Consider the following 24,655-nt stretch of genomic DNA (forward strand, 5'->3'; position numbering starts at 1 on the left):
GCCCGCCGCCTCAGTTGAGGGCGGCCCCCCGGTAGATCTGCGCGACCTGCTCCTCGGAGAGCCGGGTGTCGATCACGGTGGTCCCCTCCGGATCGTCGCGCAGGAAGCGGACGGGCCCGTGCGAGCCGGCCTCCAGGAGGAGCGCGGCCTCGGCGTCGTAGAGGGCCTCCACGGAGGTGCTGAAGCGGTCGCCCCGCACCGGGGTCACGGACAGCTCGAGCCGGGCGCGGACGCGGCCGCCGCTCCTCGCGGCGTCCCCTGCCGCGGTGCCGGGGGCGTCCCCGGACGTGTTCCCGGCGGCTCCCGCGTCCTCGGCGACCGGCTCGAGCGTGACCGCCCGGACGACGCCCACGCCGTGGTCCACGACGTTCGCCAGGCGTGCGCCCAGCCGGCCCTGCGCGGTCGTGAAGGCGCGCCGGAGCCGGGCCGTCCACCACAGGGCCGTGACCACGAGCACCGCGGCCGCGAGGGCGAGGAACAGCACCGAGCCGGACCGGGACCACTGCTGCCACAGCAGGACCACGACGAGCGCGGTCAGCACCGGCACCACGAGCAGCAACGACATGCTCAGGCGCTCGCCCAGCGAGGGACGGTCGGGCGCCCCGTCGTCGCCGGAGGCGGTGCGCAACCGCCGCATGACCTGGACGTCGAAGTCGCGATCGTCCGTGGGTACGGGCCGGGGCCAGGTGCCGAGGGAGTCCATGGGCTCCATTATGGGGCGCGCTCACCGGCCGCGTTCCCATGATGCGTCAAGGACCGGCTCGTAGACTCGGGCCCATGACCGAGACCCGATGGCTGTCCCCGGAGGAGCGCGAGGCCTGGCTGGCGCTCGTCTCCATCATGTTCACGCTGCCCGGCAGCATCGAGTCCCAGTTGCAGGCGGAGGCGGACCTCAGCCTCGCCGAGTACCTGGTGCTCGCGATGCTCTCCGAGGCCCCCGACCGGCGGCGGCGCATGTCGGACCTCGCGGCGGCCACCAACACCTCGCAGTCCCGGCTGTCCCGGATCGTCGCGCGCCTCGAGCGCGACGGCATGGTGGTGCGCGCCGGCGGCGAGCAGGACAAGCGGGTGGTGCTCGCCGAGATCACCGACCGCGGCCTGGAACGGGTCGAGCAGGTGGCCCCGGGCCACGTGGAGCACGTCCGGCGGACGGTGATCGACCGGCTGACGCCCGTCCAGGTCCAGCAGCTCGCGCTGATCGGGCGCATGGTCGACGAGGCCGCGGCCGACCTCACGGCTCGGGGGCTGGCCTCCGACCAGCCGTGACCTCGAGGACCTCCGACCATAAGCTTGCCAGGGAAAGTAAAAGTGGGCTACAGTCGTGACATGTCCACAACCCAGACGCCCCAGCGCAGCGCCACCGCCCGTTCCTCCGCCCCCGCCGCGGACTCCTCCGCCGCGAGCCTCGGCCTGACCGTCCTGCGCGTCGTCCTCGGCGCCACGTTCCTCCTGCACGGCTGGCAGAAGTTCACCGAGTGGACCATCGCCGGCACCCAGGCCTCCTTCGCCCAGATGGGCGTCCCGGCGGCCGAGCTCGCGGCACCGGCCGTCGCCGTCCTCGAGCTCGTGGGAGGGCTCCTGCTTGTCCTGGGCCTCGGCACCCGCGTGGTCGCCGCTCTGCTGGCCCTGACCATGCTGGGCGCCCTCGTGCTCGTGCACCTGCCCGCGGGCTTCTTCGCCGCCGACGGCGGGGTCGAGCTCGTCCTGCTGCTCGCCGCCGCGGCCGCCCTCTACGCCCTGGCCGGTGCCGGCCGCTGGTCGGTGGACCACGTGATCACCGCCAGGCGCCGCTCCGCCGTCCGCGCCTGACCCTGCGGGAGCCCTCCTCGTCCACCGTCCCGGACCCCCCACCCCCCGGAGCGGCCGAGCCCCCGTCCACCGCAGCCGGCGGCGGACGGGGGCTCGGCGCCGTCCCCGGTAGTCGTTCCCGGTAGGCGTTCCCGCGGGAATCCCATCGAGGTCCCGGTGGGGTCCGCCGGCGGCTCGCGGCGGGCGGGCGCGGACGTGTCGGCGCGGACGCGTAAAATCGTCCCCGGCGCGGCGCGCACGACCACCACGGTGCCGCGCCGGGTCCAGGGCGGGTGATCCCCGCAGATCGGGGTTGACCGCATGAGCATGCAGAACTCGCCGTACATGGTCCTGTGGCGCACGGTCCAGGGCCAGGAGGTCAAGGACCGGAAGATCGACCGGAGCACGCTCCGGCGCATCGTCGCCTTCGCGCGCCCGCACCGGGCGCGGCTCACGGTGTTCCTCGTGATCTCGGTGCTCACGGCCCTGCTCGGCGTGGTCACCCCGATCCTGGCCGGGGACGTCGTCCGCGCCATCAACGCCGGGGACGAGGTCTCCGTGGTGGTCTGGCTCGCGGTGGCCATCGCGGCCGTGGCGGTCGTGGACGCGGGCCTGAACGTCCTCAACCGGTGGCTCTCCTCCCTCATCGGCGAGGGACTCATCCTGGACCTGCGCACCGCCGTCTACGAGCACGTGCAGCGGATGCCGATCGCCTTCTTCACCCGCACGCGCACCGGGGCCCTGGTCTCCCGGCTCAACAATGACGTGATCGGCGCCCAGCGGGCGTTCTCCAACACGCTCTCCGGTGTGGTGAGCAACGTCGTCTCCCTGATCCTGACCGTGATCGTGATGGTCTCGATCTCGTGGCAGGTCACGGCGCTGTCCGTGCTCCTGTTGCCGATCTTCCTGGTCCCCGCCCGGGCCATGGGCGGGCGCCTGGCGGCCCTCCAGCGCGAGGCGGCCCAGCACAACGCCTCCATGTCCACCCAGATGACCGAACGCTTCTCCGCCGGCGGCGCCACCCTGGTCAAGCTCTTCGGCCGGCCCGACGCCGAGGCCGCGGAGTTCGCCCGCCGCGCCGGCCGCGTCCGGGACATCGGCGTGCGGGTGGCGATGCTGCAGACCGTGTTCGTCACGGCCCTGACGCTCGTCTCGGCGCTCGCCCTGGCCCTCGTCTACGGGCTCGGCGGCGCGCAGGCGATCCTCGGCAACCTGGACGCCGGCGCGGTCGTGACCCTCGCCCTGCTGCTCACCCGGCTGTACACCCCGCTGACCATGCTCGCGAACGCCCGGATGGACGTCATGAGCGCCGTGGTGAGCTTCGAGCGGGTCTTCGAGATCCTCGACCTCGTCCCGCTGATCCAGGAGCGGCCCGGGGCCCGATCGCTGCCCTCCGGTCCCGCGTCGGTGGAGTTCGACGACGTCCGCTTCGCCTACCCCTCCGCCGAGGAGGTCTCGCTGGCCTCGCTCGAGGACGTCGCGGTGCTCGACTCCCGGGGCGGCGAGGAGGTGCTGCACGGCGTGACCTTCACCGTCCTGCCGGGACGGACCGTGGCCCTCGTGGGCTCCTCCGGCGCGGGAAAGTCGACCATCGCCCAGCTCGTGGCCCGGCTCTACGACGTCACCTCGGGGGCCGTCCGGATCGGGGGCACGGACGTGCGGGACGCCACCTTCGCCTCGCTGCGGGAGGCCATCGGGATGGTGACCCAGGACGGGCACCTGTTCCACGAGTCGATCCGTGACAACCTCGCCCTGGTGCGGCCGGAGGCCACGGACGAGCAGCTGTGGGACGCCCTGGCCCGGGCCCGCATGGAGCACGTGATCCGCTCCCTCCCGGACGGGCTGGACACCGTGGTGGGCGAGCGCGGCTACCGGCTCTCCGGTGGCGAGCGGCAGCGGCTGACCATCGCCCGTCTGCTGCTCGCGGCCCCGCGCGTGGTCATCCTCGACGAGGCCACGTCGGCCCTGGACTCCACCAACGAAGCCTACGTCCAGGCGGCCCTGGGCGAGGCGATGGAGGGGCGCACCGCCCTGGTCATCGCCCACCGGCTCTCGACCATCCGTTCCGCCGACCAGATCCTGGTGGTCGAGGACGGCCGGATCGTGGAGCGCGGCCGGCACGCCGAGCTCCTCGCCGTGAGCGGGCGCTACGCCGAGCTCTACGAGACGCAGTTCGCGGACCAGGAGGTCTGACCCGTGCTCGACGACGTCGTGGCCCGTCTGGGCGTGGACGCCGCCGGGGCGGTGGCGGTGGTGGCCTCGGCCGTGGGGATCTACCTGGCGTTCCTGCTCATGGTGCGGCTCCTCGGGCAGCGCGTGCTGTCCCGGCTGTCCACCTTCGACGCGGTCGTGGTGGTCATGCTCGGCGCCGTGGCCGGGCGCGCGGTCCTGGGGGACACCCCCACGCTCGCCGCGGGCGTGCTGGGGCTCGGCACCCTGTTCGCGCTCGAGGCCGGTTTCGGCCGGCTCCGCGCGGGGATCCGCGTGTCCGCGCTGATGAACAACCGGGCGGTGCTGCTGATGGCCGGCGACCGGGTGCTCGAGGACAACCTCCGCCGGGTCCACGTGGTGGAGTCCGAGCTCTTCGGCGCCCTGCGGCGCGCGGGAGTGCGCGGCCCCGACGAGGTCGCGTGCGTGGTCTTCGAGGCGGCCGGCACGATCAGCGTCCTGCGGCGCGGCAGGCCGGTCGACCCCCGGCTGCTCGAGGGCGTCCGGGACGCGCACCTGGTCCCGGCGGACCTCCTGCGGGAGCCGGGAGGGGACTGAGAGCCACCGTGGGCCACGTCCGCTGCGCCGCGCCTGCCCCGGAAGGCGAGGGCGGACGGCGTTACGGGGCGGCCGGCCCGGGCCCGGTCACCACCTCGCCGGTCGCCGTCGTGTCGTCGCGCAGCAGCCAGCCCATGCGCTTGTGGGTCCGCACCCCCACGTCGGACTCCACCACCTGGACCCCGGGCGCGGTGGCCTGCAGTCCCGCCTCGACGTCGAGGATGTCCTCCGGGGTGCGCAGCCACATGAAGAAGGTGAAATTGGTGTCCCCGGTGGTGGAAGCGCACAGGCGCAGAGTGCGGAAGGAGCGCAGGTAGCGCACGGCCGCCTCGAGCTGGGCCGGCGGTACCCGGACGTACCACTGGCACGGCACGGGGTAGCCGCAGTGGGCCTGCGCCAGTTCGCAGCGCAAGGCGATCAGGCCGGTTTCGATCGCCTCCCGCAGCTGCCGGGCCGCTGTGGTGGGGTGGGTCCCGGTGGCCGCTGCGATCTGGGCCGCGGTGGCGCGCCCGTCGCGTTGGAGCACAGCCGTCATTTCCGTGAGGCCGGTTGGGGTGGCTCCGGGCGGCCGGAGCGCCTCGGGGTGCAGGGCGGCCACGCGGCGCTGCTGGTCGGGGGTCAGCACGTCCAGGCGCCAGTTGTTGCCGATCGCGTACAGCCTGGTGGTCACGGTGACCTGGGTGCGCAGGATGGCCGGGTCGGCGCGCAGCAGCGGCAGCACGTCCCGGGCCAGTTGCTGCCAGCTGCGGGTGAGGACGGTGAGTCGCACGTCGGCGGCGCGCGCGGATTCCTCCACGGTGGCGATCTGCGAGGAGGCGCACAGCCGTTCCAGCACCTCGGCCCGGTGGCCCGGACGGCACTCCAGGCCGATGAACGTGGCGCAGCCCTGGGAACCGGGGTGGCCGGTGACCCAGGCGCGGCCGTCAGCTCGGAGCCGTTCCCAACGGGCGGCGAGGGTGGTGGGGTGACGGCCGAGGGCCGCCCCCAGCTGGGTCCACGTGGCCCGCGGGGCGATCTGCAGGGCGTGGATCAGCTCGAGGTCTTCCGCGGGCAGTTCCATGCAGGTTCCTTCGGAATAGGAGTATGTGAGTGCACGTTTCTACGAATATTGCCGCATAGTGACCGCTGTCACGTCAATCTCAGGGAAGAGGCATCACACCGACGGGGACACCGTGGTCCCGCCCCGGACCGGTGGGGTCTTGTCACTGCTCCGCGAGCCTTTCCTGTGTTCGTCCGATCCTCCCTGGGAGTTCCCATGAACCTGCGCACCGTTGTCGACGGCGCCTCCACCGACATCCTGTCCGTGGCCAACCTGCCCGTGCTGTGGATCTGCGCCCTCGGTGTCTTCGCCGTCATCGTCGTCCAGACCGTCATCTACGTGAAGGCCGCCCGCGTGGCCGCCCCGGCCGCCGGGATGAGCCCGACAGAACTGAAGACGTCCTTCCGCGCCGGGGCCGTCTCCGCGGTCGGGCCGTCCCTGGCCGTGGCCCTGGTGGCCGTGGCGCTGCTGACCGTCTTCGGCACCCCGGCCGTGCTGGTCCGGATCGGGCTGATCGGATCGGTGTCCTTCGAGACCGGTGCGGCCAGCATCGCCGCGGGCACCATGGGGGCCGACCTGGGCGGTCCGACCTACACACAGAGCGTGTTCGCCGTGGCGTTCATGGCCATGAGCCTGGGCGGGGCGATGTGGATGCTCGCCACGCTGATCCTCACCCCGCTGCTCAAGCGCGGCGACGTCAATCTGCGCAAGGTCAACCCCGCCGTGATGACGGTCGTTCCCGGAGCGGCCCTGCTCGGGGCGTTCTTCGCCCTCGGCCTGGCGGAGTTGCCGAAGTCGGGCAATCACGTGGTGGCCTTCGTCGCCTCGGCGGCCGTGATGGCGGTGTGCCTGGGCATCGCCAAGGCGCTGAAGCGCCAATGGATCCGGGAGTGGGCGCTGGGCTTCGCCATTCTCACCGCTCTGGTCGTCACCTACCTCACCGTCGGCACCGGCGTGTTCCCCGCCGCCTGATCCGCGCTCTCGAAAACGACGAAGGAATTCCGCCATGACCTCTGTGACCTCCTCTGCCGCCGCCCTGCAGACGTTCGACGCCACCACGGCCCGCTGGGGCCGGCTGACCATGCTCGTCGGCCTGTTCTTCTCCCTGGCCGGACCGGCCTACCTCGTGTTCTTCTCCGGCCTGGAGGTGGACCAGGTCAAGATCTTCACCGCGCTGCTGGCCATCGCCGGCACCTTCGGGGTGCTGTGGGTCGTGGAACCGCTGACTTACTATCCGATCCTGGGCCAGGCCTCGATGTACCAGGCGTTCATGATCGGCAACATCTCCAACAAGCTGCTGCCCTCGGCGCTGATCGCCCAGTCGGCCATCGGCGCCAAGCCCGGCACCCGCAAGGGCGAGCTCGCGGCGGTGATGGCCATCGGCGGAGCCGCCATGGTGCACCTGATCTCGCTCCTGATCCTCGTCGGCTTCCTCGGCACCTGGCTGGTCAGCGTGGTCCCGCCCGAGGTCATCGCCGTGGTGCGGACCTACATCCTGCCCTCCGTGCTGGGCGCGGTGCTGGTGCAGGCCATCGTCTCGACCCGCAACCTCCGGGTCACGATCATCGCCGGCGTCATCGCCGCGGCCGTGGTGTTCCTGCTGGTGCCGACGATGCCCGCCCTGGCCTTCTTCGGCACCGCCATCGCGGTGATCCTCACCGCCGTGCTGGCCTGGTTCCTGCGCGACAGGTCGGCTCAAGTTGATCCCGTCGAGTCCACGCTGAAGGACCCGGAGGACGAGTTCAGCATCGACTAGGAATGTCTCGACCAGGCCTGTTCTCCCGAAAGGATCCCACCCCATGAGCACGACCACGGATTTGCAGCTGACCGAGGACCTGCGGCAGCGGATGCACGAGCTTTACCGGCACTTGCACGCCCACCCGGAGCTGTCCATGCAGGAGCACGCCACGGCGGCCCTGCTCGAGCAGCGGCTCACCGCGCTGGGCATCGAGAACTTCCGGTGCGGGGGCACCGGGGTCGTCGGGGTGCTGCGCAACGGCGACGGGCCCACGGTGGCCTTCCGCGCCGACACCGACGGGCTGCCATTGGCCGAGGACACCGGGGTGGACTACGCCAGCACGGCCACCGGGCGGCTGGAGGACGGGACCGAGGTCCCCGTGATGCACGGGTGCGGCCACGACACGCACATGGCCGTGCTGCTGACGGCCGCCGAGCTGCTGGCCGGCGCCCGGGAGGCCTGGGCCGGGACCGTGGTGCTCGTGTTCCAGCCCGGGGAGGAGACGGCCGCCGGCGCCCGGGCCATGCTCGAGGACGGGCTGTGGGAGAAGGCACCGCTGCCGGAGGTCGTCCTCGGCCAGCACGTGATGCCCTCCCGGGCCGGCACGGTCAGCTGGTCGGCGGGCGACGCCATGGCGATGGCCGACTCGTGGCGGGTCACCGTCCACGGCAAGGGGGCGCACGCGTCCCAGCCGCAGGACGCCACCGACCCGATCGTGCTCGGGGCGCACATGATCACCCGTATCCAGACCGTGGTCTCCCGCGAGATCGACGCGCGCCGGGCCGCGGTGGTCACCGTCGCGACCTTCCATGGCGGGCTGAAGGAGAACATCATCCCGGCGTCGGCCGAGTTCACGCTCAACGTGCGCACCTTCGACCCTGCCGTCCGTGACCACGTCCTGGGGGCGCTGCGACGGATCATCGCCGCGGAGGCGGCGGCCTCCGGGGCCCCGGAGCCGGGCATCGAGGAGATTTCGACGTTCCCCCGCAACTACAACGACCCCCAGGCCACCGCCGCTCTCGTCGAGCGGTTCCGGGGGGTGCTGGGGGAGGACAACGTGGTGGAGATCGAACCGGTGATGGGCTCGGAGGACTTCGGGGCCCTCGGCGCGGCGATCGGGGTGCCCTCGGTGTTCTGGATGTTCGGCGGTCACGACGCGGCCACCCTCGAGGGGGAGGGGCCCGTGCCGGTGAACCACTCCCCGTTCTTCGCCCCGGCGATCGAGCCGACGCTCTGCACCGGGGTGCGGGCCGCCCTCACCGCGATCCTCTCCCGCGTGGGCCGCTGACCGCTCGGCCCGGCGTGACCGCTGCCCGGACCGCGTGCGCCCTGTCCGCGCCGGCCGTGCGCGCCACGTCCCCCCGGACCGGTGGAAGCTCGGCGCCCGCCGGTCCGCGCCGACATGGCCGTCCGGACCGGCGGGCTCAGCGTCTCGCGGTCAGCACTCCACCACGTTGACGGCGAGCCCGCCCAGAGCGGTCTCCTTGTACTTGTGGCTCATGTCCTTGCCGGTCTCGCGCATGGTCACGATGACCTCGTCGAGGCTGACCCGGTGGGTGCCGTCACCCCACATCGCCATCTTGGCGGCGTTGATCGCCTTGGCCGCGGCGATCGCGTTGCGCTCGATGCAGGGGATCTGCACCAGTCCGCCGATGGGGTCGCAGGTCAGTCCGAGGTTGTGCTCCATGGCGATCTCCGCGGCGTTCTCCACCTGGGCCGGGGTCCCGCCCAGGACCTCGGCGAGACCGGCGGCGGCCATCGAGGAGGCCGAGCCGACCTCGCCCTGGCAGCCGACCTCCGCCCCGGAGATCGAGGCCTGCTCCTTGTAGAGCACCCCGACCGCCCCGGCCGCCAGCAGGAAGCGGACCACGATGTCCCGCCGGGCCGCCTCGAGGGCCTCGGGGCCCTCCGCGGCGGCGGCGCGCGCGGCGGGGGAGTAGTGGGTGGCGTAGAACAGCACCGCCGGGATGATGCCGGCCGCCCCGTTGGTGGGGGCGGTGACCACTCGTCCGCCGGAGGCGTTCTCCTCGTTGACCGCCAGGGCCACGAGGTTCACCCACTCCTGCCAGAACCCCGGGTCCCGGTCCGGGTCCTCGGTGCGCAGGCGCCGGTGCCACTCCGGGGCGCGGCGGGCGACGTTCAGCCCACCCGGCAGCGGCCCGGTGCGCCGCAGGCTGGAGTCCTTGCACTCCTCCATGACCTGCCAGATGTGCAGCAGCTGCTGCCGGATCTCGTCCTCGCCGCGCCACGTCCGCTCGTTGGCCAGCATCACCCCGCTGATCGGCATGCCGGTGCGCCCGCAGTGGGCCAGCAGCTGCTCGGCGGTGCGGAAGGGGTGGGGCACCTGGGCGCTGGCGGCGTCCAGCTCCGCAGCGGCGGCGTCCTCCGCGCCCTCGCGGACGATGAATCCGCCGCCCACGGAGAACCAGGTCTCGTCGGCCAGCACGGCGCCGGAGGCGTCCAGGGCCTGGAAGCGCATGCCGTTGGTGTGCCGTTCCAGGACGGTCAGCGGGTGCTGCACCATGTCCTCGACCCGGTAGGGGAGGTCCCGGCGGTGCCCGAGGGCCGCGCACAGCCGCAGCGTCCCGGTGGCGGCGAGGTCGGTGAGCCGCTCGTCCACCTGGCCGGGAAGGACCGTCTCGGGGTCGTAGCCCTCCAGGCCGAGCAGGATCGCGGTGAAGGTGCCGTGACCGCGGCCGGTCGCGGCCAGCGACCCGTAGACGTCCACGCGCAGGCCCGCGGTGCGCTCCAGCAGCTCACCCCCGGCCAGGGTCTGTGCGAAGCGCCGTGCGGCGCGCATGGGCCCGACGGTGTGGGAGCTCGAGGGCCCGATGCCCACGGTGAACAGTTCGAAGACGCTGATGGCCATGACGGTGATGCTCCAATGGAGGTGGTGCCCCGGTGCGGGGCGGCGGTGGGTGGAACGGTCGTGGAGCGGGCCGGGGCCCGGCCCGCACCACGGTCCTCGACGGTGTCCTGGTGCGGCGCGTGCTCAGCCCTCGCCCAGCGGTGCCGGACCCCCGTGGAACGGGAGGCCCGGGTCCTGGGTCCCGGCGTCGTGCTGCGTGCTCATGCCTGCTCCTCCTGGGCCCGCTCGTACTGCTCGGCGCTGAGCAGCTCGCCCTCGCCGGTGACCTCCACGGTGAACAGCCAGCCGTCCCCGTACGGGTCGGAGTTCACCAGGCCGGGCTCGTCCACGACGGCCGTGTTCACCTCCACCACCGTGCCGGAGACCGGGGCGAAGAGCTCGGAGACGGACTTGGTGGACTCCACCTCGCCGCAGACCTCGCCGGCGGTGACGGTGGAGCCGGCCTCGGGCAGGTCGAGGTAGACGACGTCGCCGAGGGCGTCGACCGCGACCGCGGACAGCCCGACCTTCACGGGGGAGGACTCGTCCACCCATTCGTGCTCGGCGGAGTAGCGCAGGTGGGAGGGGATGGTGCTCATGGTCGGAAGCCTTTCAGCAGCAGGGGAGGACGACGGGTGGTGGAACGGTGTGCCGGGGCGGATCGGGCGGGGTCACTGTCCACGCCGGTAGAAGGGCAGGGCCACGACCTCGAAGGGCACCGGCTTGCCGCGCAGGTCGACCTGCACCTGCGTGCCGGGCTCGGCGTGCGCGTTGTCGACGTAGGCCATGGCGATGGGGTAGCCCAGGGTCGGGCTCAGCGCCCCCGAGGTGACCTCCCCGACGACCTGGCCGGCCACGCTGATGGGGTAGTGGCCGCGGGCCGCGCGCCGGCCCTCGCCGCGCAGGCCGACCAGCGTGCGGTCCGTCCCGGCGGCCTTGCGGGCCTCCAGGGCGGTGCGGCCCACGAAGTCCTCGTCCTTCGTGAAGGAGACGACCCGGCCGAGGCCGGCCTCGTACGGGGTGAGGTCCCGGGTGAGCTCCTGGCCGTAGAGCGGCATCCCGGCCTCCAGGCGCAGGGAGTCGCGGCAGGCGAGGCCGCAGGGGACGAGCCCGTGGCCCTGGCCGGCCTCCAGGAGCGCCTTCCACAGCGGCACGGCCTGGGCCTCGGGCACGTAGAGCTCGAAGCCGTCCTCCCCGGTGTAGCCGGTGCGGGCGAGCAGCACGTCGATCCCGGCCACGGTGGCCGGCGCGGCGGCGTAGTACTTCAGCTCGGCGACCAGCTGCTGCTGCCCGGCGGGGACCAGTTCCTGGACGATCGCCTGGGCGGCCGGCCCCTGGACGGCGATCAGCGAGGTCTCGGCGGACTCGTCGGCCACGGTGACGTCGAAGCCGGCGGCCCGCTCCTGCAGGGCGGCGAGCACGGCCGGGGCGTTGCCGGCGTTGGGCACCACCAGGTACTCCTGCTCGGCCAGCCGGTAGTTGATCAGGTCGTCGATGATCCCGCCCTCGGGGGTGCAGACGAGGGAGTACTTGGCCCGGCCCACGGCGACCGCGGCGAGGTTGCCCACCAGCGCCGAGTTCAGGAAGGTCGTGGTGTCCGGTCCGCTCACCCGGATCTCGCCCATGTGGGAGAGGTCGAACAGGCCGGCGGCCGTGCGCACGGCGCGGTGCTCGGCCAGCTCTGAGCCGTACTTCAGGGGCATGTCCCAGCCGCCGAAGTCGGTGAAGGACGCCCCCAGCGCGGCGTGCTCGCCGTGCAGGGCGGTGTGCCGGGAGGTGGTGCTGACGCTCATGTCGTTGCCTTTCGTGGCGATGTGGTCCGTGGCAGGGGGGGGTGCCGGATCAGTTCTCGAAGGCCTCGGGGGCCGGGCAGGAGCAGACCAGGTTGCGGTCCCCGGCGGCGCCGTCGATGCGCCCGACCGGCGGGAAGTACTTGTCCTGGCGCAGTTCCGGGACGGGGAAGGCGCCCTGCTCGCGGGGATAGCGGCGGTCCCAGTCGCTCGCGGCCACGACCTCGGCGGTGTGCGGGGCGTGGCGCAGCGGGCTGTCCTCGGCGCTGAGCTCGCCGCGGGCGACCTGCTCGATCTCCGCGCGGATGACGGTCATCGCGGTGATGAACCGGTCGATCTCGGCGAGGTCCTCGGACTCGGTCGGCTCCACCATCAGCGTCCCGGCCACCGGGAAGGAGAGGGTCGGGGCGTGGAACCCGAAGTCGATCAGCCGCTTGGCCACGTCCTCGGCGGTCACCTTGGTGCGGGCCGTGAGCGCCCGCAGGTCCAGGATGCACTCGTGGGCGACCAGCCCGTTGTTGCCGGTGTAGAGCACCGGGTAGTGCTCGTTCAGCGCGGTGGCGACGTAGTTCGCCGTCAGGAGCGCGGTCTGCGTGGCCCGGGTGAGGCCGTCGCCGCCCATCATCGCGATGTAGGCCCAGGAGATCGGCAGCACTCCGGCGGAGCCGAACATCGTGGCCGAGATCGGCGCGCCGGCCGCCCCGTCGGCCCCGTCGGCCTCGGCGCCGGTGGCGTCACCGGGCAGGAAGGGGGCCAGGTGCGCGGCCACGGCCACGGGTCCGACGCCGGGCCCGCCGCCGCCGTGCGGGATGCAGAAGGTCTTGTGCAGGTTCAGGTGGGACACGTCCCCGCCGAACCTGCCCGGCTGCGCCAGCCCGACCAGGGCGTTGAGGTTGGCCCCGTCGATGTACACCTGCCCGCCGGCGCCGTGGACGGCGTCGCAGACCAGGCGCACGTCGGCGTCGTAGACCCCGTGGGTGGAGGGGTACGTGATCATGATGGCGGCCAGCTGCTCGCGGTGGGCCTCGATCTTCGCGTCCAGGTCGGCGTGGTCGATCGTGCCGTCGGCGGCCGTCTTCACCACCACGACCTTCATGCCGGCCAGGACCGCGGAGGCGGCGTTGGTGCCGTGGGCCGAGGCCGGGATGAGGCAGACGGTGCGCTGCTCCTCGCCGCGGGAGCGGTGGTAGCCGCGGATGGCCAGCAGGCCGGCCAGCTCGCCCTGGGAGCCGGCGTTGGGCTGGAGGGACACCGCCGCGTAGCCGGTGATCTCCTGCAGGCGGCCCGACAGGTCGGCGATCAGCTCGCGCCAGCCGGTGGTCTGGTGGGCCGGGGCCAGCGGGTGGATCGAGGCGAACTCGGGCCAGCTCATGGCGGCCATCTCGGCGGTGGCGTTGAGCTTCATGGTGCAGGAGCCCAGCGGGATCATCGTCCGGTCCAGGGCCAGGTCGCGGTTCTCCAGGCGCCGCAGGTAGCGCAGCATCTGCGTCTCGGAGCGGTGGGCGGAGAACACCGGGTGGGTGAGGAACTCCGTGGTGCGCCGCAGCCCCGCGTCCAGCTGGAGACCGCGCGGTCCGGCGGCGACCGCCGCGGCCGCGTCCGTCACGCCGAAGGCCTCGGCGACGAGCACGAGGTGCTGCTCCGTGGTCGTCTCGTCGCAGGAGATCCCGACGTGGTCGGCGTCGACGTGCCGCAGGTTCACACCGCGGGCCTCGGCCGCGCGGACCACCTGGCCCGCCCGCCCGGGAACTCCCACGGTGAGGGTGTCGAAGAACTGCTCCGTGCCGAGCTCGTGGCCGGCGCCCCGCAGCACGGTGGCCAGGGTCCGGGCGCGGTCGTGCACGCGGCCGGCGATGGCCTTGAGCCCCTCGGGGCCGTGGTGCACGGCGTACATGCCGGCCACGACGGCCAGCAGTGCCTGGGCGGTGCAGATGTTGGAGGTGGCCTTCTCCCTGCGGATGTGCTGCTCGCGCGTCTGCAGCGCCAGCCGGTAGGCGGCCCGGCCCGTGGCGTCCCTGGAGACGCCGACCAGGCGGCCGGGCAGGTTCCGCTCCAGGCCGGAGCGCACCGCCATGTAGGCCGCGTGCGGACCGCCGAAGAACAGGGGGACCCCGAAACGCTGGGAGGAGCCCACCGCGATGTCCGCGCCCTGCTCGCCGGGCGGGGTGATCAGCGTCAGGGCCAGCAGGTCGGCCGCGACCGTGACCATCGCCCCGCGCTCCTTGGCCTCGGCGATCACCGCGGCGTGGTCGGCGACCCGCCCGGAGGTCCCGGGCTGCTGCAGGACCACGCCGGTGATCTCGCCCTCGGGCAGGCCTTCGGTGAGATCGGCGACCCGCACGGCGAAGCCCAGGGCCTCGGCGCGGGCCAGCACCACGGCCAGGGTCTGCGGCAGCGTGTCGGCGTCGACGACGATCGCCCCGTTGCCGCGGGCCTTGTTGGCCCGGCGCATCAGCAGCACGGCCTCGACCACCGCCGTGGCCTCGTCCAGCAGCGAGGCGTTGGCCACCGGCAGCCCCGTGAGGTCGGCGACCATGGTCTGGAAGTTCAGCAGCGCCTCCAGGCGTCCCTGGGAGATCTCGGGCTGATAGGGGGTGTAGGCGGTGTACCAGCCCGGGGACTCCAGCACGTTGCGCTGGATCACCGGGGGCGTGTGGGTGTCGTAGTAGCCCTGCCCGATCATCTGCACGGCCGTGGTGTTGCGGTTCGCGAAGGCGCGCAGGCGCTCGAGCGCCTCCTGCTCGCTGAGCGCCGCGGGCAGGTCCAGGGGGGTGCGCTGACGGATGTCGGCGGGCACGGCGGCGTCCGCCAGGTCGTCGAGGCTGGTCCGGCCCACGCGGGCGAGCATGGTCTGCAGGTCGTCGGGACGGGCACCGATGTGCCGATCGGCGAAGGCCGTCGTGGGGGACGTGGTCGCGAGCTGGATCGTCATGAGGAACTCCCGGGTGCTGCACGCCAGGGCGGCGTGGATCGGTTCGAGTTCCTCCCCGCTCTGTCTGGGACCTGAGAGATTCCGCGGCCGGGGGGCCGCTTGCACCGTCGGTGAGTCCGGCGACGCGCGCCGGGCTGCTTTCCAGAGTTGCCGAACCGTGGTGGTACAGGGGCCTGAGAGTTTCCTGGGGAGGAATTGCTCCTACGGCGCCCGCCGGTCCGGATGGACCGGGGGACTCTCCCACCACGATTCATGGGCGTCTTCAGCGTCCAGGATAGCCGGATCGGGAAAGGGGTGTCCACCGTCACGCGGGGAGCCCGGGGCACGGCGGCGTACGCAGGACGTGGATTGACGACGTGCTCCAGCTCACATAAGATGTCTGACATCTTATGTGTCGGGCATGTCCTGCGGATGCCGGTGCGGACGGGCGGGCCCGCCGCCGCTCCCCTCCGGACGGGACCCGGCGCCTCGGCCCGGGACTCCTTCCGCTCCGGGCCGTCCCGAACCCGCCCATCAGAGGAGCCCTGCGGATGACCGCTCCACGGACCCTGCTCGTGCTCGACGACGACCCCACCGGGTCCCAGTGCGTCCACGACGTCGACGTCGTCCTCGAGCTCGACGCCGAGCCCGTGCTGGACGTGGTCCGGCACCCCGGGCGCACCTGCTTCGTGCTCACCAACAGCCGGGCCCGGCCCGAGCCCGAGGCCGTGGCGATCAATACCGAGCTCGTCTCGGCGGTGCTGGAGCGCCTCGCGGCCGAGCACCTGCCCTTGCCCCACCTCGTCTCCCGCAGCGACTCCACCCTGCGCGGGCACGTCGTCGCCGAGCCCACGGCCCTGGCGGACGTCCTGGAGCGGCACGGGGTGGCGGTCGACGGGTTCCTCCTCGCCCCGGCCATGATCGAGGCGGGACGGTACACCGAGGACGACGTCCACTACGCGGTGCTGCAGGGGCGCCCGACGCCCGTGGGGGAGACCGACTTCGCCGCCGACGCGACGTTCGGCTACACCTCCTCGGACCTCAAGGACTTCCTCGTGGAGCGCTCCGGAGGGGCGCTGGAGCGCTCGGGAATCCTCTCCATCGGTCTCGAGGACATCCGCTCCGGGGGCGTGCCTGCCGTCGCGGAGATCCTGCGCGGGGCCCGGGACCGGGCCTGGGTGGTCGTCAACGCCACGAGCTACGCGGACCTCGACACCGTGGCGGAGGCCCTCGCGGTGCTGGAGTCGGAGGGGCGGACCTTCGTGACCCGGTGCGGTCCGTCGTTCGTGCGGCCTCTCGCCGGTCTCGCCGACTCGCGCCTGCTCGGTCCCGAGGACATCGTCGTGGGCCCCGGGCGCCTCCCGCACGGACTCGTGGCCGTCGGGTCCCACGTCGGGCTCACCAACCGCCAGCTCGCCGAGCTGCGCGAGCGGCGCGACCTCTTCGAGGTCGAGCTGCACGTGCCCACCCTGCTCGACGACGACGCCGCCCGTCCCGGCTACGTGGCCGATGCCGTCGCGCGGATCCGCGCGGCGCTCGAGGGCCGCGACGCGGTCGTGTGGACGAGCCGCGAACTGGTGCGCACGGACGACCCCGAGGAGTCGCTGGCCATTGCGCGGTCGGTCTCCGACGCGCTCGTGGAGGTCGTGCACGGGGTGGCGCAGGCCCGCCCGGCGTGGGTCGTGGCCAAGGGCGGGATCACCTCCCACGAGGTGGCCCACCGCGGCCTCGGGATGCGCCGGGCCACCGTGGCCGGTCAGTTCTTCCCCGGCCAGATCTCGATGTTCCAGCCCACCGACGCGCCGGAGACCACGCGGGGCGGACCCTACGTGGTGTTCCCCGGCAACGTGGGCGGGGAGAGCGCCCTCGCCGACGTCGTGGACGTCCTCGACCGGGCGGCCGAGCTGGCCCGGTCGCAGGACCCGCGGCGCGGCCGACCGGCCCCGCACGGGGAACCTCCGCGCAACGTCGACCCCGAGGAGCACCAGTCATGAGCACACCGCTGTCCGTCGGCTTCCTGGGACTGGGCGCCATGGGTGCTCCCATGGCCCTCACCCTGGCCCGCGCCGGCTTTCCCGTCCGCGGCTTCGACGTCTCGCCCCGCGCCGGGGAGGTCGTGGGCGAGGCCCTGGAGCTGCTGCCCGATCCCCGGGACGCGGCGGCAGGAGCCGATGTCGTCGTCGTCATGGTGGCGACCGGGGCGCAGCTGCACGACGTCCTGTTCGGCGAGCGCGGCATCGCCGACGCCCTCGGCCCGGACACGGTCCTGCTCGTGATGGCGACCGTCGGGCCCCAGGCCCTGGAGTCCTGCGCGCAGGGCCTCGAGGGCCGCGGCGTGCGGGTCGTCGACGCGCCGGTGTCCGGGGGGACGGCGCGCGCCGCCACCGGGGACCTGCTCGTGATGGTCGGCGGCGCGGTGGAGGACGTCGACGCGGTCCGGCCGCTGCTCGACGCGATGGCCGGCAACGCCCCGGTCGTCGGTCCCCGGGTGGGCGACGGGCAGCGCTTCAAGGTGGTCAACCAGCTGCTGTGCGGCGTGCACATCGCCGTGGCGGGCGAGGCGCTGGCCCTGGCGGACTCCATGGGCCTGGACGCGGCGCAGTGCCTCGAGGTGCTCTCGACCGGCGCCGCCACGTCCTTCATGTTCGAGGACCGCGGTCCGCGGATGCTGCAGGGCGACCAGGCCGAGGTCCGTTCGGCCCTGGACATCTTCGTCAAGGACATGGGCCTGGTCACGGACGCGGCCCGGGCGGTCGACCAGCCGGTGCCGCTGGCCTCCGCGGCCGAGCAGCTCTACGTGCGCGGCCGCCGCGAGGGCCACGGCCGGCACGACGACTCCGTGGTCTTCGACGTCCTCCGCTCCCGCTGACCGGGTTCCCGTGCCGGGCGGCGCGCCGCCCGGCACGGAACGGAGCCGGCGCTCGGGTGCTCCCGGGGAGCTGCCCTGCGGATCAGCTCTTGGGGGACCAGAAGCGGCGGTCGCGGTCCCACTGCACCGTGCCGCCGTGGGCCTTGCGGAACTCCGCGAGGACCTCCTTGCTGATCCCGGTGTGGCCGTTCTCCAGGGTCCGGACCCACTCCGGGCCGAAGGTCTCGGGGATGTCCTGGACGGCCTGGTCCTGGGACAGCCGTCCCTCGGTGCGGATGCGGTCGATCATCCAGGTGGCGATGTCCTGTGCGCTCGTCATGCCCCGAGCCTACGCGGCTGCGCGCCCGTCATCGGCACGAGGGATCGGACGGGGAATCGGACGGGGTGGTGCTTGCCGAGCTGCACGTGGCGCCCGGACGTCGTGCTGACCGAAGCGGCCGGAGCCTGTTCGCGGCCGTCCTCGACGGAGCCCGGGCCGGGGCTCAGGCCAGGTGCACCACGGTGCGGGTGTCTGCGTCCCAGCGGCGCAGGGCCACGGCGCGCAGCGGCTCGGGGTGCGGGGCCAGGAGGTCGAGCGCTGCGGCCACCTGGTCCGGGCGCATCCGGCGGGCCAGGGTGACGTGCGGGGTCCAGGCGCCGGGGAACGAGGTGCGGACCTGCCCGGGAACCGCGCCCACGGCGGCGCAGACCCGCCGGTGCAGCTCGAGCAGCTCGGGGGTGGTCACGACCTGGCGGACCACCACGTAGCCGCCCCGGCCGGGGCCGAACAGCAGCACGCCGGCAGTGGTCAGCGGCAGGTCCACGAACCCGGCGGCCGCAGCGACCCGCTCGTCGACCTCCGGCACGGTCTCCGGGGCCAGGGACGGGGCGGCCACCAGGGTGATGTGGGGGCGGTTGGACTCGGAGCGGTGCCGCCCGGAGCTGGGCAGCCCCGCCGCGGCCAGCCGGTCCCAGTCGGCGCGCACGGCCGCCTCGGAGTCCTCGCCGAGCAGCAGCTCCAGGCTGTGCATCATCCGCCTCCTCGCGCGTCGGCAGCCGGCCCGGAGGGGCCGCTTCCGGTGGAGGCGAGTCTAGCTGGGGGCCCGCCGGGCTTGCCTATACTGGCCGGACGGCAATCGGGAGGACCTCCATGCGCGACATCGCGATCCGTTTCGAGGGCGCCGGCAAGACGTACCCGGACGGGACCACTGCCGTGGAAGCCCTCGACCTCGAGATCCCCCGCGGGTCCCTCACCGTGTTCGTGGGCCCGTCCGGCTGCGGCAAGACCACCTCCCTGCGGATGATCAACCGCATGGTGGAGCCCACCTCCGGCACCGTGACGGTGGAGGGTCGCGACGTCACGTCCGTGCCCTCCCACGAGCTGCGCCGCTCCATGGGCTACGTCATGCAGCAGTCGGGGCTGCTACCGCACCGGACCGTGGTGGACAACGTCGCCACCGTCCCCCGGCTCAACGGCGTCCCGAAGCGGCAGGCGCGGGAACGGGCCCGTGAGCTGCTGAGCACCGTGGGGCTCGACGAGGCCCTGGGCTCCCGCTACCCCTCCCAGCTCTCGGGCGGTCAGCAGCAGCGCGTGGGCGTGGCCCGGGCGCTCGCCGCCGACCCGCCGGTCCTGCTGATGGACGAGCCGTTCTCCGCCGTGGACCCCGTGGTGCGCCAGGACCTGCAGCGCGAGCTGCTGGACCTCCAGCGCCGGCTGCACCGCACCATCGTGTTCGTCACCCACGACATCGACGAGGCGATCCTGCTCGGCAACCGGGTGGCCGTCTTCGCCACGGGCGGGCGGCTCGCGCAGTACGCCACCCCGGAGGAGCTGCTGCGCGCGCCCGCCGACGACTTCGTGGCGGACTTCGTGGGCCGGGACCGCGGCTTCCGCTCCCTGACCTTCGACTCGGCCCACGACATCCCCGTGCACCCGGTGGCCACCGTGCGCCCGGACGGCCGCCAGGGCGTGGTCGGGGCCGGGGACGGGCGGGTCCCCGACGGATGGACGCTGCGGGTCGACGACGACGGCGCCCCCCGTGGCTGGGTGCGCCCCGGCGCGGAGGACGACCCCGTGGTCGGCGGCACCCTGCACCGGCCCGGCAGCTCCCTGCGCAGCGCCCTGGACGCGGCCCTGTCCTCGCCGTCGGGCCTCGCCGTGGTCGTCGACGACGACGGCCGCGCGGTCGGGATCATGCACCCGGGGGAGATCATCGCGGCCATCGAGGACGCGCGCCTCGGCGGGCGGGCGTCCCGATGACCTGGACGAGCCGGAACTGGCCCTACGTCCTGGAGCTCACGGGCACACACCTCCTCCAGTCGGTGCTGCCCCTGCTGCTCGGCGCCCTGGTCGCGGTCCCGGTGGCCCGGCTCGCGGCCCGCAACCGCACGTTGCGCCCGGTGCTCGTCACGGGCTCCTCCCTGCTCTACACCATCCCGTCCCTGACCCTGTTCGTGGTGCTGCCCCTGCTCCTCGGCACGCAGATCACCTCGGTGGTGAACGTGGTCGTGGCCCTGACCGTCTACGTGGTGGCCATCCTGGTGCGCTCCTCCGTGGACGCCTTCGAGTCCGTCGACCGGGACGTCCTGCAGGCCTCCACCGCGATGGGCTACCGCCCGCTGCGGCGCTTCTTCGCGGTCGAGCTGCCCCTCGCCGTGCCCGTGCTGGTCGCCGGGCTGCGGGTCGCCTCCGTCAGCAACATCTCCATGGTCAGCGTGGGCGCCGTGATCGGCGTGCAGTCCCTCGGCACCCTGTTCACCGACGGGCTGCGCCGGTCCATCCTCGAGGAGATCGTGGTGGGCATCGTCCTGACCGTGGTCCTGGCGGTGCTCCTCGACCTGGTGCTGCGGGGGGCCGGCCACGCGCTGACGCGCTGGCAACGGGTGGGTGCGGCCCCGGTCGCGCGCGTGCGCAGAGGGGTGGTCGGATGAGCCTCGTGGGCGCCGCCCTGGCGTGGTTGACCCGGCCCGAGAACTGGTCCGGGGCCGGCGGCATCCCCGCCCGGACCCTCGAGCACCTGACGTACAGCGGCGTGACGATGGCCGTGGCCCTGGCCGTGGCGGTCCCGCTGGGTCTGTGGGTGGGGCACACGGGGCGCGGCTCCGGCGTCGTCGTGGGCCTGGCCGGTGCACTGCGCGCCCTGCCCACGCTGGGCCTGCTCACCCTCTTCACCCTGCTGCTGGGGCTCGGGCTGGTGCCGCCGATCATCGCGCTGGTCCTGCTGGCGATCCCCCCGATCCTGTCGGGGACCTACGCCGGGGTCGCGAACGTGTCCCCGGCGCTCAAGGACGCCGGGGCGGCGATGGGGATGACCGGGGGTCAGGTGCTGACCCGGGTGGAGGTGCCCAACGCCCTGCCCGTGATCCTGGGCGGGATCCGCAACGCCGCGCTGCAGGTGGTGGGGACCGTGACCGTGGTCGCCTACATCAATCTCGGCGGCCTCGGCCGCTACCTCATCGACGGCCTCGCGGTGCGCGACTACGACCGGATGCTCGGCTCCGTGGTGCTCGTGGCGGCCCTGGCGCTCGCCGTGGACGCCGTCCTGGCGCTGGCCCAGCGGCTGTCCACCTCGCCGGGGCTGCGCCTCGCCGCTGCCTGACCCGCCGCAGCCCATGACCCACTGACGTCCCGTGCCAGCGACCGACAGGAGAACCACCATGACCACCGCTCCTCCGCTCCACCGCCGCGCCGCCGCGCCCGCCCTGGGCGCCGCCCTGCTGCTGGGCCTGACCGGCTGCGGAGGCGGCGGTGATCCCCTGGCCGAGACGGACGGGTCCGCGAGCGCGTCCTCGGAGACCGTGACCGTGGGCTCCGCCGACTTCCCGGAGAGCCAGATCGTGGCCGAGCTCTACGCCGGGGCGCTCGAGTCCGCCGGGGTCGAGACGGAGACGTCCCTGGGCATCGGGGCTCGCGAGGCCTACGTGGGCGCCGTCCAGGACGGGTCCGTGGACGTGGTCCCGGACTACTCCGGCAACCTCCTGCTCTTCGTGGACCCGGAGGCGACGGCGAGCTCGGCCGAGGAGATCATGGCGGCCCTGCCGGACGCGCTTCCCGAGGGCCTGACCGTGCTGGAGGCCTCCGAGGCGGAGAACAAGGACGCCATGGTGGTCACCTCCGGGACCGCGGAGCAGTACGGGCTCACGAGCATCGCGGACCTGGCGGAGGTGTGCGGGGAGCTGGTGATCGCGGGTCCGCCCGAGTTCGCCGAGCGCGCCTACGGCCTCGACGGCCTGGAGGAGAAGTACGGCTGCGTGCCCGAATCCTTCGAACCGATCAACGACGGCGGCGGCCCGCTCACCGTCCAGGCCCTCCTCGACGGCGACGTGGACGTCGCCGACATCTTCACGACCACCCCGGCGATCGCCGAGAACGACCTCGTGGTGCTGGAGGACCCGGAGAACAACTTCATCGCCCAGCAGGTCCTGCCGCTGGCCGCGGGGGACCGGCTGCCCCAGGAGGCGGTGGACGCCCTGAACGAGCTGTCCGGCAAGCTCAGCACGGAGGACCTCGTCGAGCTGAACCGCCAGGTCAGCGGCGAGGACCAGGTCAGCCCGGCCGACGCCGCACAGGAGTGGCTCTCCGCCAACGGGTACTGAGCCCGGTGCCGCGTCCCGGGGTCCGTGCTCCCGGGGCGCGGCGCCCGCCCTGCACAGGGTTCTCCACACGCGCGCAGGTCTCTCCCCGGGATCGGCAGGCCGGCCGGCCCGCTCCTGGAGGGCGGCGGCGGGCCTTTCTCCGCGGTGTCCCCAGGCCCCGTCCACACCTGTGGACAACTCTGTGCACAGGGATGTGGAGGAACGCCCGGGGCATCGGCTGAAAAGCCGGGGGCGCATCAGTATGCTGAGGGGCGGACCGCTCCCGCCGGCCGGCGGAAGCACGTCCCTGACCATCCGAGGGCTCGTCGTCAAGGAGGATCTCGAGTTCGGAGACCGCCCCGCCCCGGGGTGGACGACCGAAGGAGCAGTGTGCCCACCACCACCAGTACGCCCGGCATCCCGGGCCTGTCCCCGGAGAACCAGGCACGCGTGATCACCGCGTGCGTACGCCAGAAGGTGCAGGAACGTCGCCCGGCGGACCTGCCGGGCAGCGGATGGGCGGACTTCGACCGCCGGTTCGACGAGCACTTCCCCCGGCTGACGCTGCTCTTCGCCGAGATCTACGGTCACCGCGAGGACTTCCTCGAGCAGCTCGGCGAGCTCGGGCTGCAGCTGGCGCGCTCCTGGGCCGAGCGTCCCGACGACCTCAAGGCCCTGGACGCGCGGCGCGAGCAGGACCCCACGTGGTTCGGCGCGCGGCAGATGCTCGGCGGGGTCTGCTACGTGGACCGGTACGCGGGCGACCTGCAGGGCATCCGGGCGCAGATCCCCTATTTCCGGGAACTGGGCCTCACCTACCTCCATCTCATGCCCCTGTTCGAGGCGCCGGAGGGCAACTCGGACGGCGGCTACGCGGTGTCGTCGTACCGCCGCGTGGATCCCCGGCTGGGGACCATGGAGGAGCTCGCCGAGCTGAGCCGGGAGCTGCGCCGGAACGGGATCAGCCTGGTCCTCGACTTCGTCTTCAACCACACCTCCAACGAGCACGAGTGGGCGCGCCGAGCCGCCGCGGGGGAGCAGGAGTACGAGGACTACTACTGGATCTTCCCGGACCGCACCGTCCCGGAGCAGTTCGAGCGCACCACGCGGGAGATCTTCCCGGACGACCACCCCGGCTCCTTCACACCGATCCGCGCCACCGAGGAGGACCCCCGGTGGGTGTGGAGCACCTTCTACTCCTTCCAGTGGGATCTCAACTACACCAATCCCGCCGTCTTCCGGGCCATGGCCGCGGAGCTGCTCTTCCTCGCCGCCAAGGGCGTCGAGGTGCTGCGCATGGACGCCGTCGCGTTCATCTGGAAGCAGCTGGGCACCACGTGCGAGTCGCTGCCCCAGGCCCACGTGCTGCTGCGCGCGTACAACGCGATGTGCCGGATCGCCGCCCCGGCGGTGCTGTTCAAGTCCGAGGCGATCGTCCACCCGGACGAGGTCGCCCGGTACATCGAGCCCGGACAGTGCCAGCTCTCCTACAACCCGCTCCAGATGGCTCTGACCTGGGAGGCGATGGCCACCCGCGAGCCGAGGCTGCTGGCGCAGGCCCTCGAGGAGCGCCACGCCCTCCCGCCCGGCACGGCGTGGGTGGACTACGTGCGCGGCCACGACGACATCGGCTGGACGTTCTCGGACGAGGACGCGGCCCGGCTGGGCATCAACGGCCACGACCACCGCCGCTTCCTCAACGCCTTCTACACCGGCCGCCACCCCGGCAGCTTCGCGGACGGCGTCCCGTTCCAGGAGAACCCGCGCACGGGGGACTGCCGTGTGTGCGGGACCACGGCGTCGCTGCTCGGTCTCGCCGAGGACCCGGGGCCCGCGGTGGACCGCGTCCTGCTCGCGCACTCCCTGGCGATGAGCACCGGCGGCATCCCCTTGCTGTACCTGGGGGACGAGGTCGGCCAGCTCAACGACCCCTCCTGGGACGAGGACCCCGACCACGCCGGTGACGCCCGGTGGGTGCACCGCCCGCCGCGGCCCGTCCAGGACTACGAGCGCCGCCACGAGCTCTTCTCCGTGCAGGGCCGGATCTTCGGGGGCATCCGCAGGATGGTCGAGCTGCGCCGCAACTCCCCGGAGTTCGACGGCAACACGCTCGTCCCGTTCGACGCGCGCAACCCCCACGTGCTGGGCTACCAGCGCCCCGGCGTCAACACGGTGGTGCTGTGCCTGGCCAACTTCTCCGACTGGTCCCAGTTCGTCACGGGGGAGACCCTCTCGGGGTTCCTGCCCCAGGCCGTCGAGCTGCACGGCAACACCGAGCTCGACCTGCGCCACGGCCTGCTGCTCGACGCCCACGGATTCCTCTGGATCCGTGCGGTCCCGAAGCGCTGACCC

Annotated in this window: 22 protein-coding genes and 1 riboswitch; of the genes, 14 read left to right on the forward strand and 8 right to left on the reverse strand. The window is 73.1% G+C overall.

What is annotated here, in order from left to right; translation table 11 throughout:
- Positions 1-10: 10 nt before the first annotated feature.
- The gene (locus ABD220_RS05915) at positions 11-703 is read right to left on the reverse strand and encodes a hypothetical protein (RefSeq protein WP_344120684.1); all 693 of its coding nucleotides are present in this window, start codon (positions 701-703) and stop codon (positions 11-13) included.
- Positions 704-777: 74 nt separating this feature from the next.
- Between ABD220_RS05915 and ABD220_RS05920 the strand changes: the two genes are divergently transcribed.
- The 4 genes from ABD220_RS05920 (at position 778) to ABD220_RS05935 (ending at position 4,554) form a co-directional block, all read left to right on the forward strand.
- Positions 778-1,266, forward strand: a complete 489-nt coding sequence (locus ABD220_RS05920; RefSeq protein WP_344120686.1) for a MarR family winged helix-turn-helix transcriptional regulator — start codon at positions 778-780, stop codon at positions 1,264-1,266.
- 60 nt (positions 1,267-1,326) lie between these two features.
- Positions 1,327-1,809 (forward strand): DoxX family protein, encoded by a 483-nt coding sequence (locus ABD220_RS05925; protein ID WP_344120687.1) that lies wholly within the window; start codon positions 1,327-1,329, stop codon positions 1,807-1,809.
- A 324-nt stretch (positions 1,810-2,133) separates the two neighbouring features.
- Positions 2,134-3,981, forward strand: coding sequence for an ABC transporter ATP-binding protein (locus tag ABD220_RS05930; RefSeq protein WP_425552519.1), 1,848 nt, complete (start codon positions 2,134-2,136; stop codon positions 3,979-3,981).
- A gap of 3 nt (positions 3,982-3,984) precedes the next feature.
- Positions 3,985-4,554 carry a DUF421 domain-containing protein gene (locus ABD220_RS05935; protein ID WP_344120690.1) on the forward strand — a complete coding sequence of 190 codons (570 nt, stop codon included), beginning with the start codon at positions 3,985-3,987 and terminating at the stop codon, positions 4,552-4,554.
- A gap of 61 nt (positions 4,555-4,615) precedes the next feature.
- Here ABD220_RS05935 and ABD220_RS05940 read toward each other — a convergent pair whose 3' ends face one another.
- Positions 4,616-5,614 carry an AsnC family transcriptional regulator gene (locus ABD220_RS05940; RefSeq protein ID WP_344120692.1) on the reverse strand — a complete coding sequence of 333 codons (999 nt, stop codon included), beginning with the start codon at positions 5,612-5,614 and terminating at the stop codon, positions 4,616-4,618.
- A gap of 195 nt (positions 5,615-5,809) precedes the next feature.
- Here ABD220_RS05940 and ABD220_RS05945 point away from each other — a divergent pair, with 195 nt between their 5' ends.
- From ABD220_RS05945 to ABD220_RS05955, 3 genes are read left to right on the forward strand one after another with little or no spacing between them, the layout of a single operon-like run.
- The gene (locus ABD220_RS05945) at positions 5,810-6,565 is read left to right on the forward strand and encodes a DUF5058 family protein (RefSeq protein WP_344120694.1); all 756 of its coding nucleotides are present in this window, start codon (positions 5,810-5,812) and stop codon (positions 6,563-6,565) included.
- Positions 6,566-6,599: 34 nt separating this feature from the next.
- Positions 6,600-7,349 (forward strand): hypothetical protein, encoded by a 750-nt coding sequence (locus ABD220_RS05950; protein ID WP_344120695.1) that lies wholly within the window; start codon positions 6,600-6,602, stop codon positions 7,347-7,349.
- A 43-nt stretch (positions 7,350-7,392) separates the two neighbouring features.
- Entirely contained in the window at positions 7,393-8,619 is a 1,227-nt protein-coding gene (locus ABD220_RS05955; protein WP_344120697.1) for an amidohydrolase, read from the forward strand.
- Positions 8,620-8,769: 150 nt separating this feature from the next.
- Here ABD220_RS05955 and ABD220_RS05960 read toward each other — a convergent pair whose 3' ends face one another.
- The 4 genes from ABD220_RS05960 to gcvP all read right to left on the reverse strand — a co-directional run bounded on the left by ABD220_RS05960 (position 8,770) and on the right by gcvP (position 14,901).
- Positions 8,770-10,200 carry an L-serine ammonia-lyase gene (locus tag ABD220_RS05960; protein ID WP_344120698.1) on the reverse strand — a complete coding sequence of 477 codons (1,431 nt, stop codon included), beginning with the start codon at positions 10,198-10,200 and terminating at the stop codon, positions 8,770-8,772.
- A 200-nt stretch (positions 10,201-10,400) separates the two neighbouring features.
- On the reverse strand, positions 10,401-10,778 hold the full coding sequence (gene gcvH, locus ABD220_RS05965) for a glycine cleavage system protein GcvH (protein ID WP_344120700.1): 378 nt from the start codon (positions 10,776-10,778) through the stop codon (positions 10,401-10,403).
- A 72-nt stretch (positions 10,779-10,850) separates the two neighbouring features.
- The gene (gcvT, locus tag ABD220_RS05970) at positions 10,851-11,972 is read right to left on the reverse strand and encodes a glycine cleavage system aminomethyltransferase GcvT (RefSeq protein ID WP_344120702.1); all 1,122 of its coding nucleotides are present in this window, start codon (positions 11,970-11,972) and stop codon (positions 10,851-10,853) included.
- Between the two features lie 49 nt (positions 11,973-12,021).
- The gene (gene gcvP, locus ABD220_RS05975; protein WP_344120705.1) at positions 12,022-14,901 is read right to left on the reverse strand and encodes an aminomethyl-transferring glycine dehydrogenase; all 2,880 of its coding nucleotides are present in this window, start codon (positions 14,899-14,901) and stop codon (positions 12,022-12,024) included.
- A gap of 151 nt (positions 14,902-15,052) precedes the next feature.
- Positions 15,053-15,154, reverse strand: a riboswitch (glycine riboswitch).
- 277 nt (positions 15,155-15,431) lie between these two features.
- Here gcvP and ABD220_RS05980 point away from each other — a divergent pair.
- Positions 15,432-16,874 (forward strand): four-carbon acid sugar kinase family protein, encoded by a 1,443-nt coding sequence (locus tag ABD220_RS05980; protein ID WP_344120707.1) that lies wholly within the window; start codon positions 15,432-15,434, stop codon positions 16,872-16,874.
- Positions 16,871-17,749, forward strand: coding sequence for an NAD(P)-dependent oxidoreductase (locus tag ABD220_RS05985; protein WP_344120709.1), 879 nt, complete (start codon positions 16,871-16,873; stop codon positions 17,747-17,749). Before ABD220_RS05980 ends, ABD220_RS05985 begins: the two co-directional genes overlap by 4 nt.
- An 82-nt stretch (positions 17,750-17,831) precedes the next feature.
- On the opposite strand, the gene ABD220_RS05990 is transcribed toward ABD220_RS05985, so the two are convergent.
- Together ABD220_RS05990 and ABD220_RS05995 are read right to left on the reverse strand one after the other, a co-directional pair.
- The gene (locus ABD220_RS05990) at positions 17,832-18,068 is read right to left on the reverse strand and encodes a DUF6953 family protein (protein WP_344120711.1); all 237 of its coding nucleotides are present in this window, start codon (positions 18,066-18,068) and stop codon (positions 17,832-17,834) included.
- A gap of 163 nt (positions 18,069-18,231) precedes the next feature.
- Entirely contained in the window at positions 18,232-18,762 is a 531-nt protein-coding gene (locus ABD220_RS05995; protein WP_344120713.1) for a 2'-5' RNA ligase family protein, read from the reverse strand.
- 116 nt (positions 18,763-18,878) lie between these two features.
- On the opposite strand from ABD220_RS05995, the gene ABD220_RS06000 reads away from it, so the two are divergent.
- From ABD220_RS06000 to ABD220_RS06020, 5 genes are all read left to right on the forward strand, one after another.
- Positions 18,879-19,988: an ABC transporter ATP-binding protein gene (locus tag ABD220_RS06000; protein ID WP_344120715.1), complete on the forward strand. Its 1,110-nt coding sequence runs from the start codon at positions 18,879-18,881 to the stop codon at positions 19,986-19,988.
- Positions 19,985-20,659 (forward strand): ABC transporter permease, encoded by a 675-nt coding sequence (locus ABD220_RS06005; RefSeq protein WP_344120717.1) that lies wholly within the window; start codon positions 19,985-19,987, stop codon positions 20,657-20,659. Before ABD220_RS06000 ends, ABD220_RS06005 begins: the two co-directional genes overlap by 4 nt.
- A complete protein-coding gene (locus tag ABD220_RS06010; RefSeq protein ID WP_344120719.1) occupies positions 20,656-21,327 on the forward strand; it encodes an ABC transporter permease in 672 nt (223 codons plus the stop codon). The genes ABD220_RS06005 and ABD220_RS06010 overlap by 4 nt, the downstream gene beginning before the upstream one ends.
- A gap of 58 nt (positions 21,328-21,385) precedes the next feature.
- The gene (locus ABD220_RS06015; RefSeq protein WP_344120721.1) at positions 21,386-22,324 is read left to right on the forward strand and encodes an ABC transporter substrate-binding protein; all 939 of its coding nucleotides are present in this window, start codon (positions 21,386-21,388) and stop codon (positions 22,322-22,324) included.
- A gap of 369 nt (positions 22,325-22,693) precedes the next feature.
- On the forward strand, positions 22,694-24,652 hold the full coding sequence (locus tag ABD220_RS06020) for an amylosucrase (protein ID WP_425552514.1): 1,959 nt from the start codon (positions 22,694-22,696) through the stop codon (positions 24,650-24,652).
- The last annotated feature ends 3 nt before the right edge of the window (positions 24,653-24,655 follow it).

The organism is Kocuria aegyptia (assembly GCF_039530085.1).
GTDB classification, from domain to species: Bacteria; Actinomycetota; Actinomycetes; order Actinomycetales; family Micrococcaceae; genus Kocuria; species Kocuria aegyptia.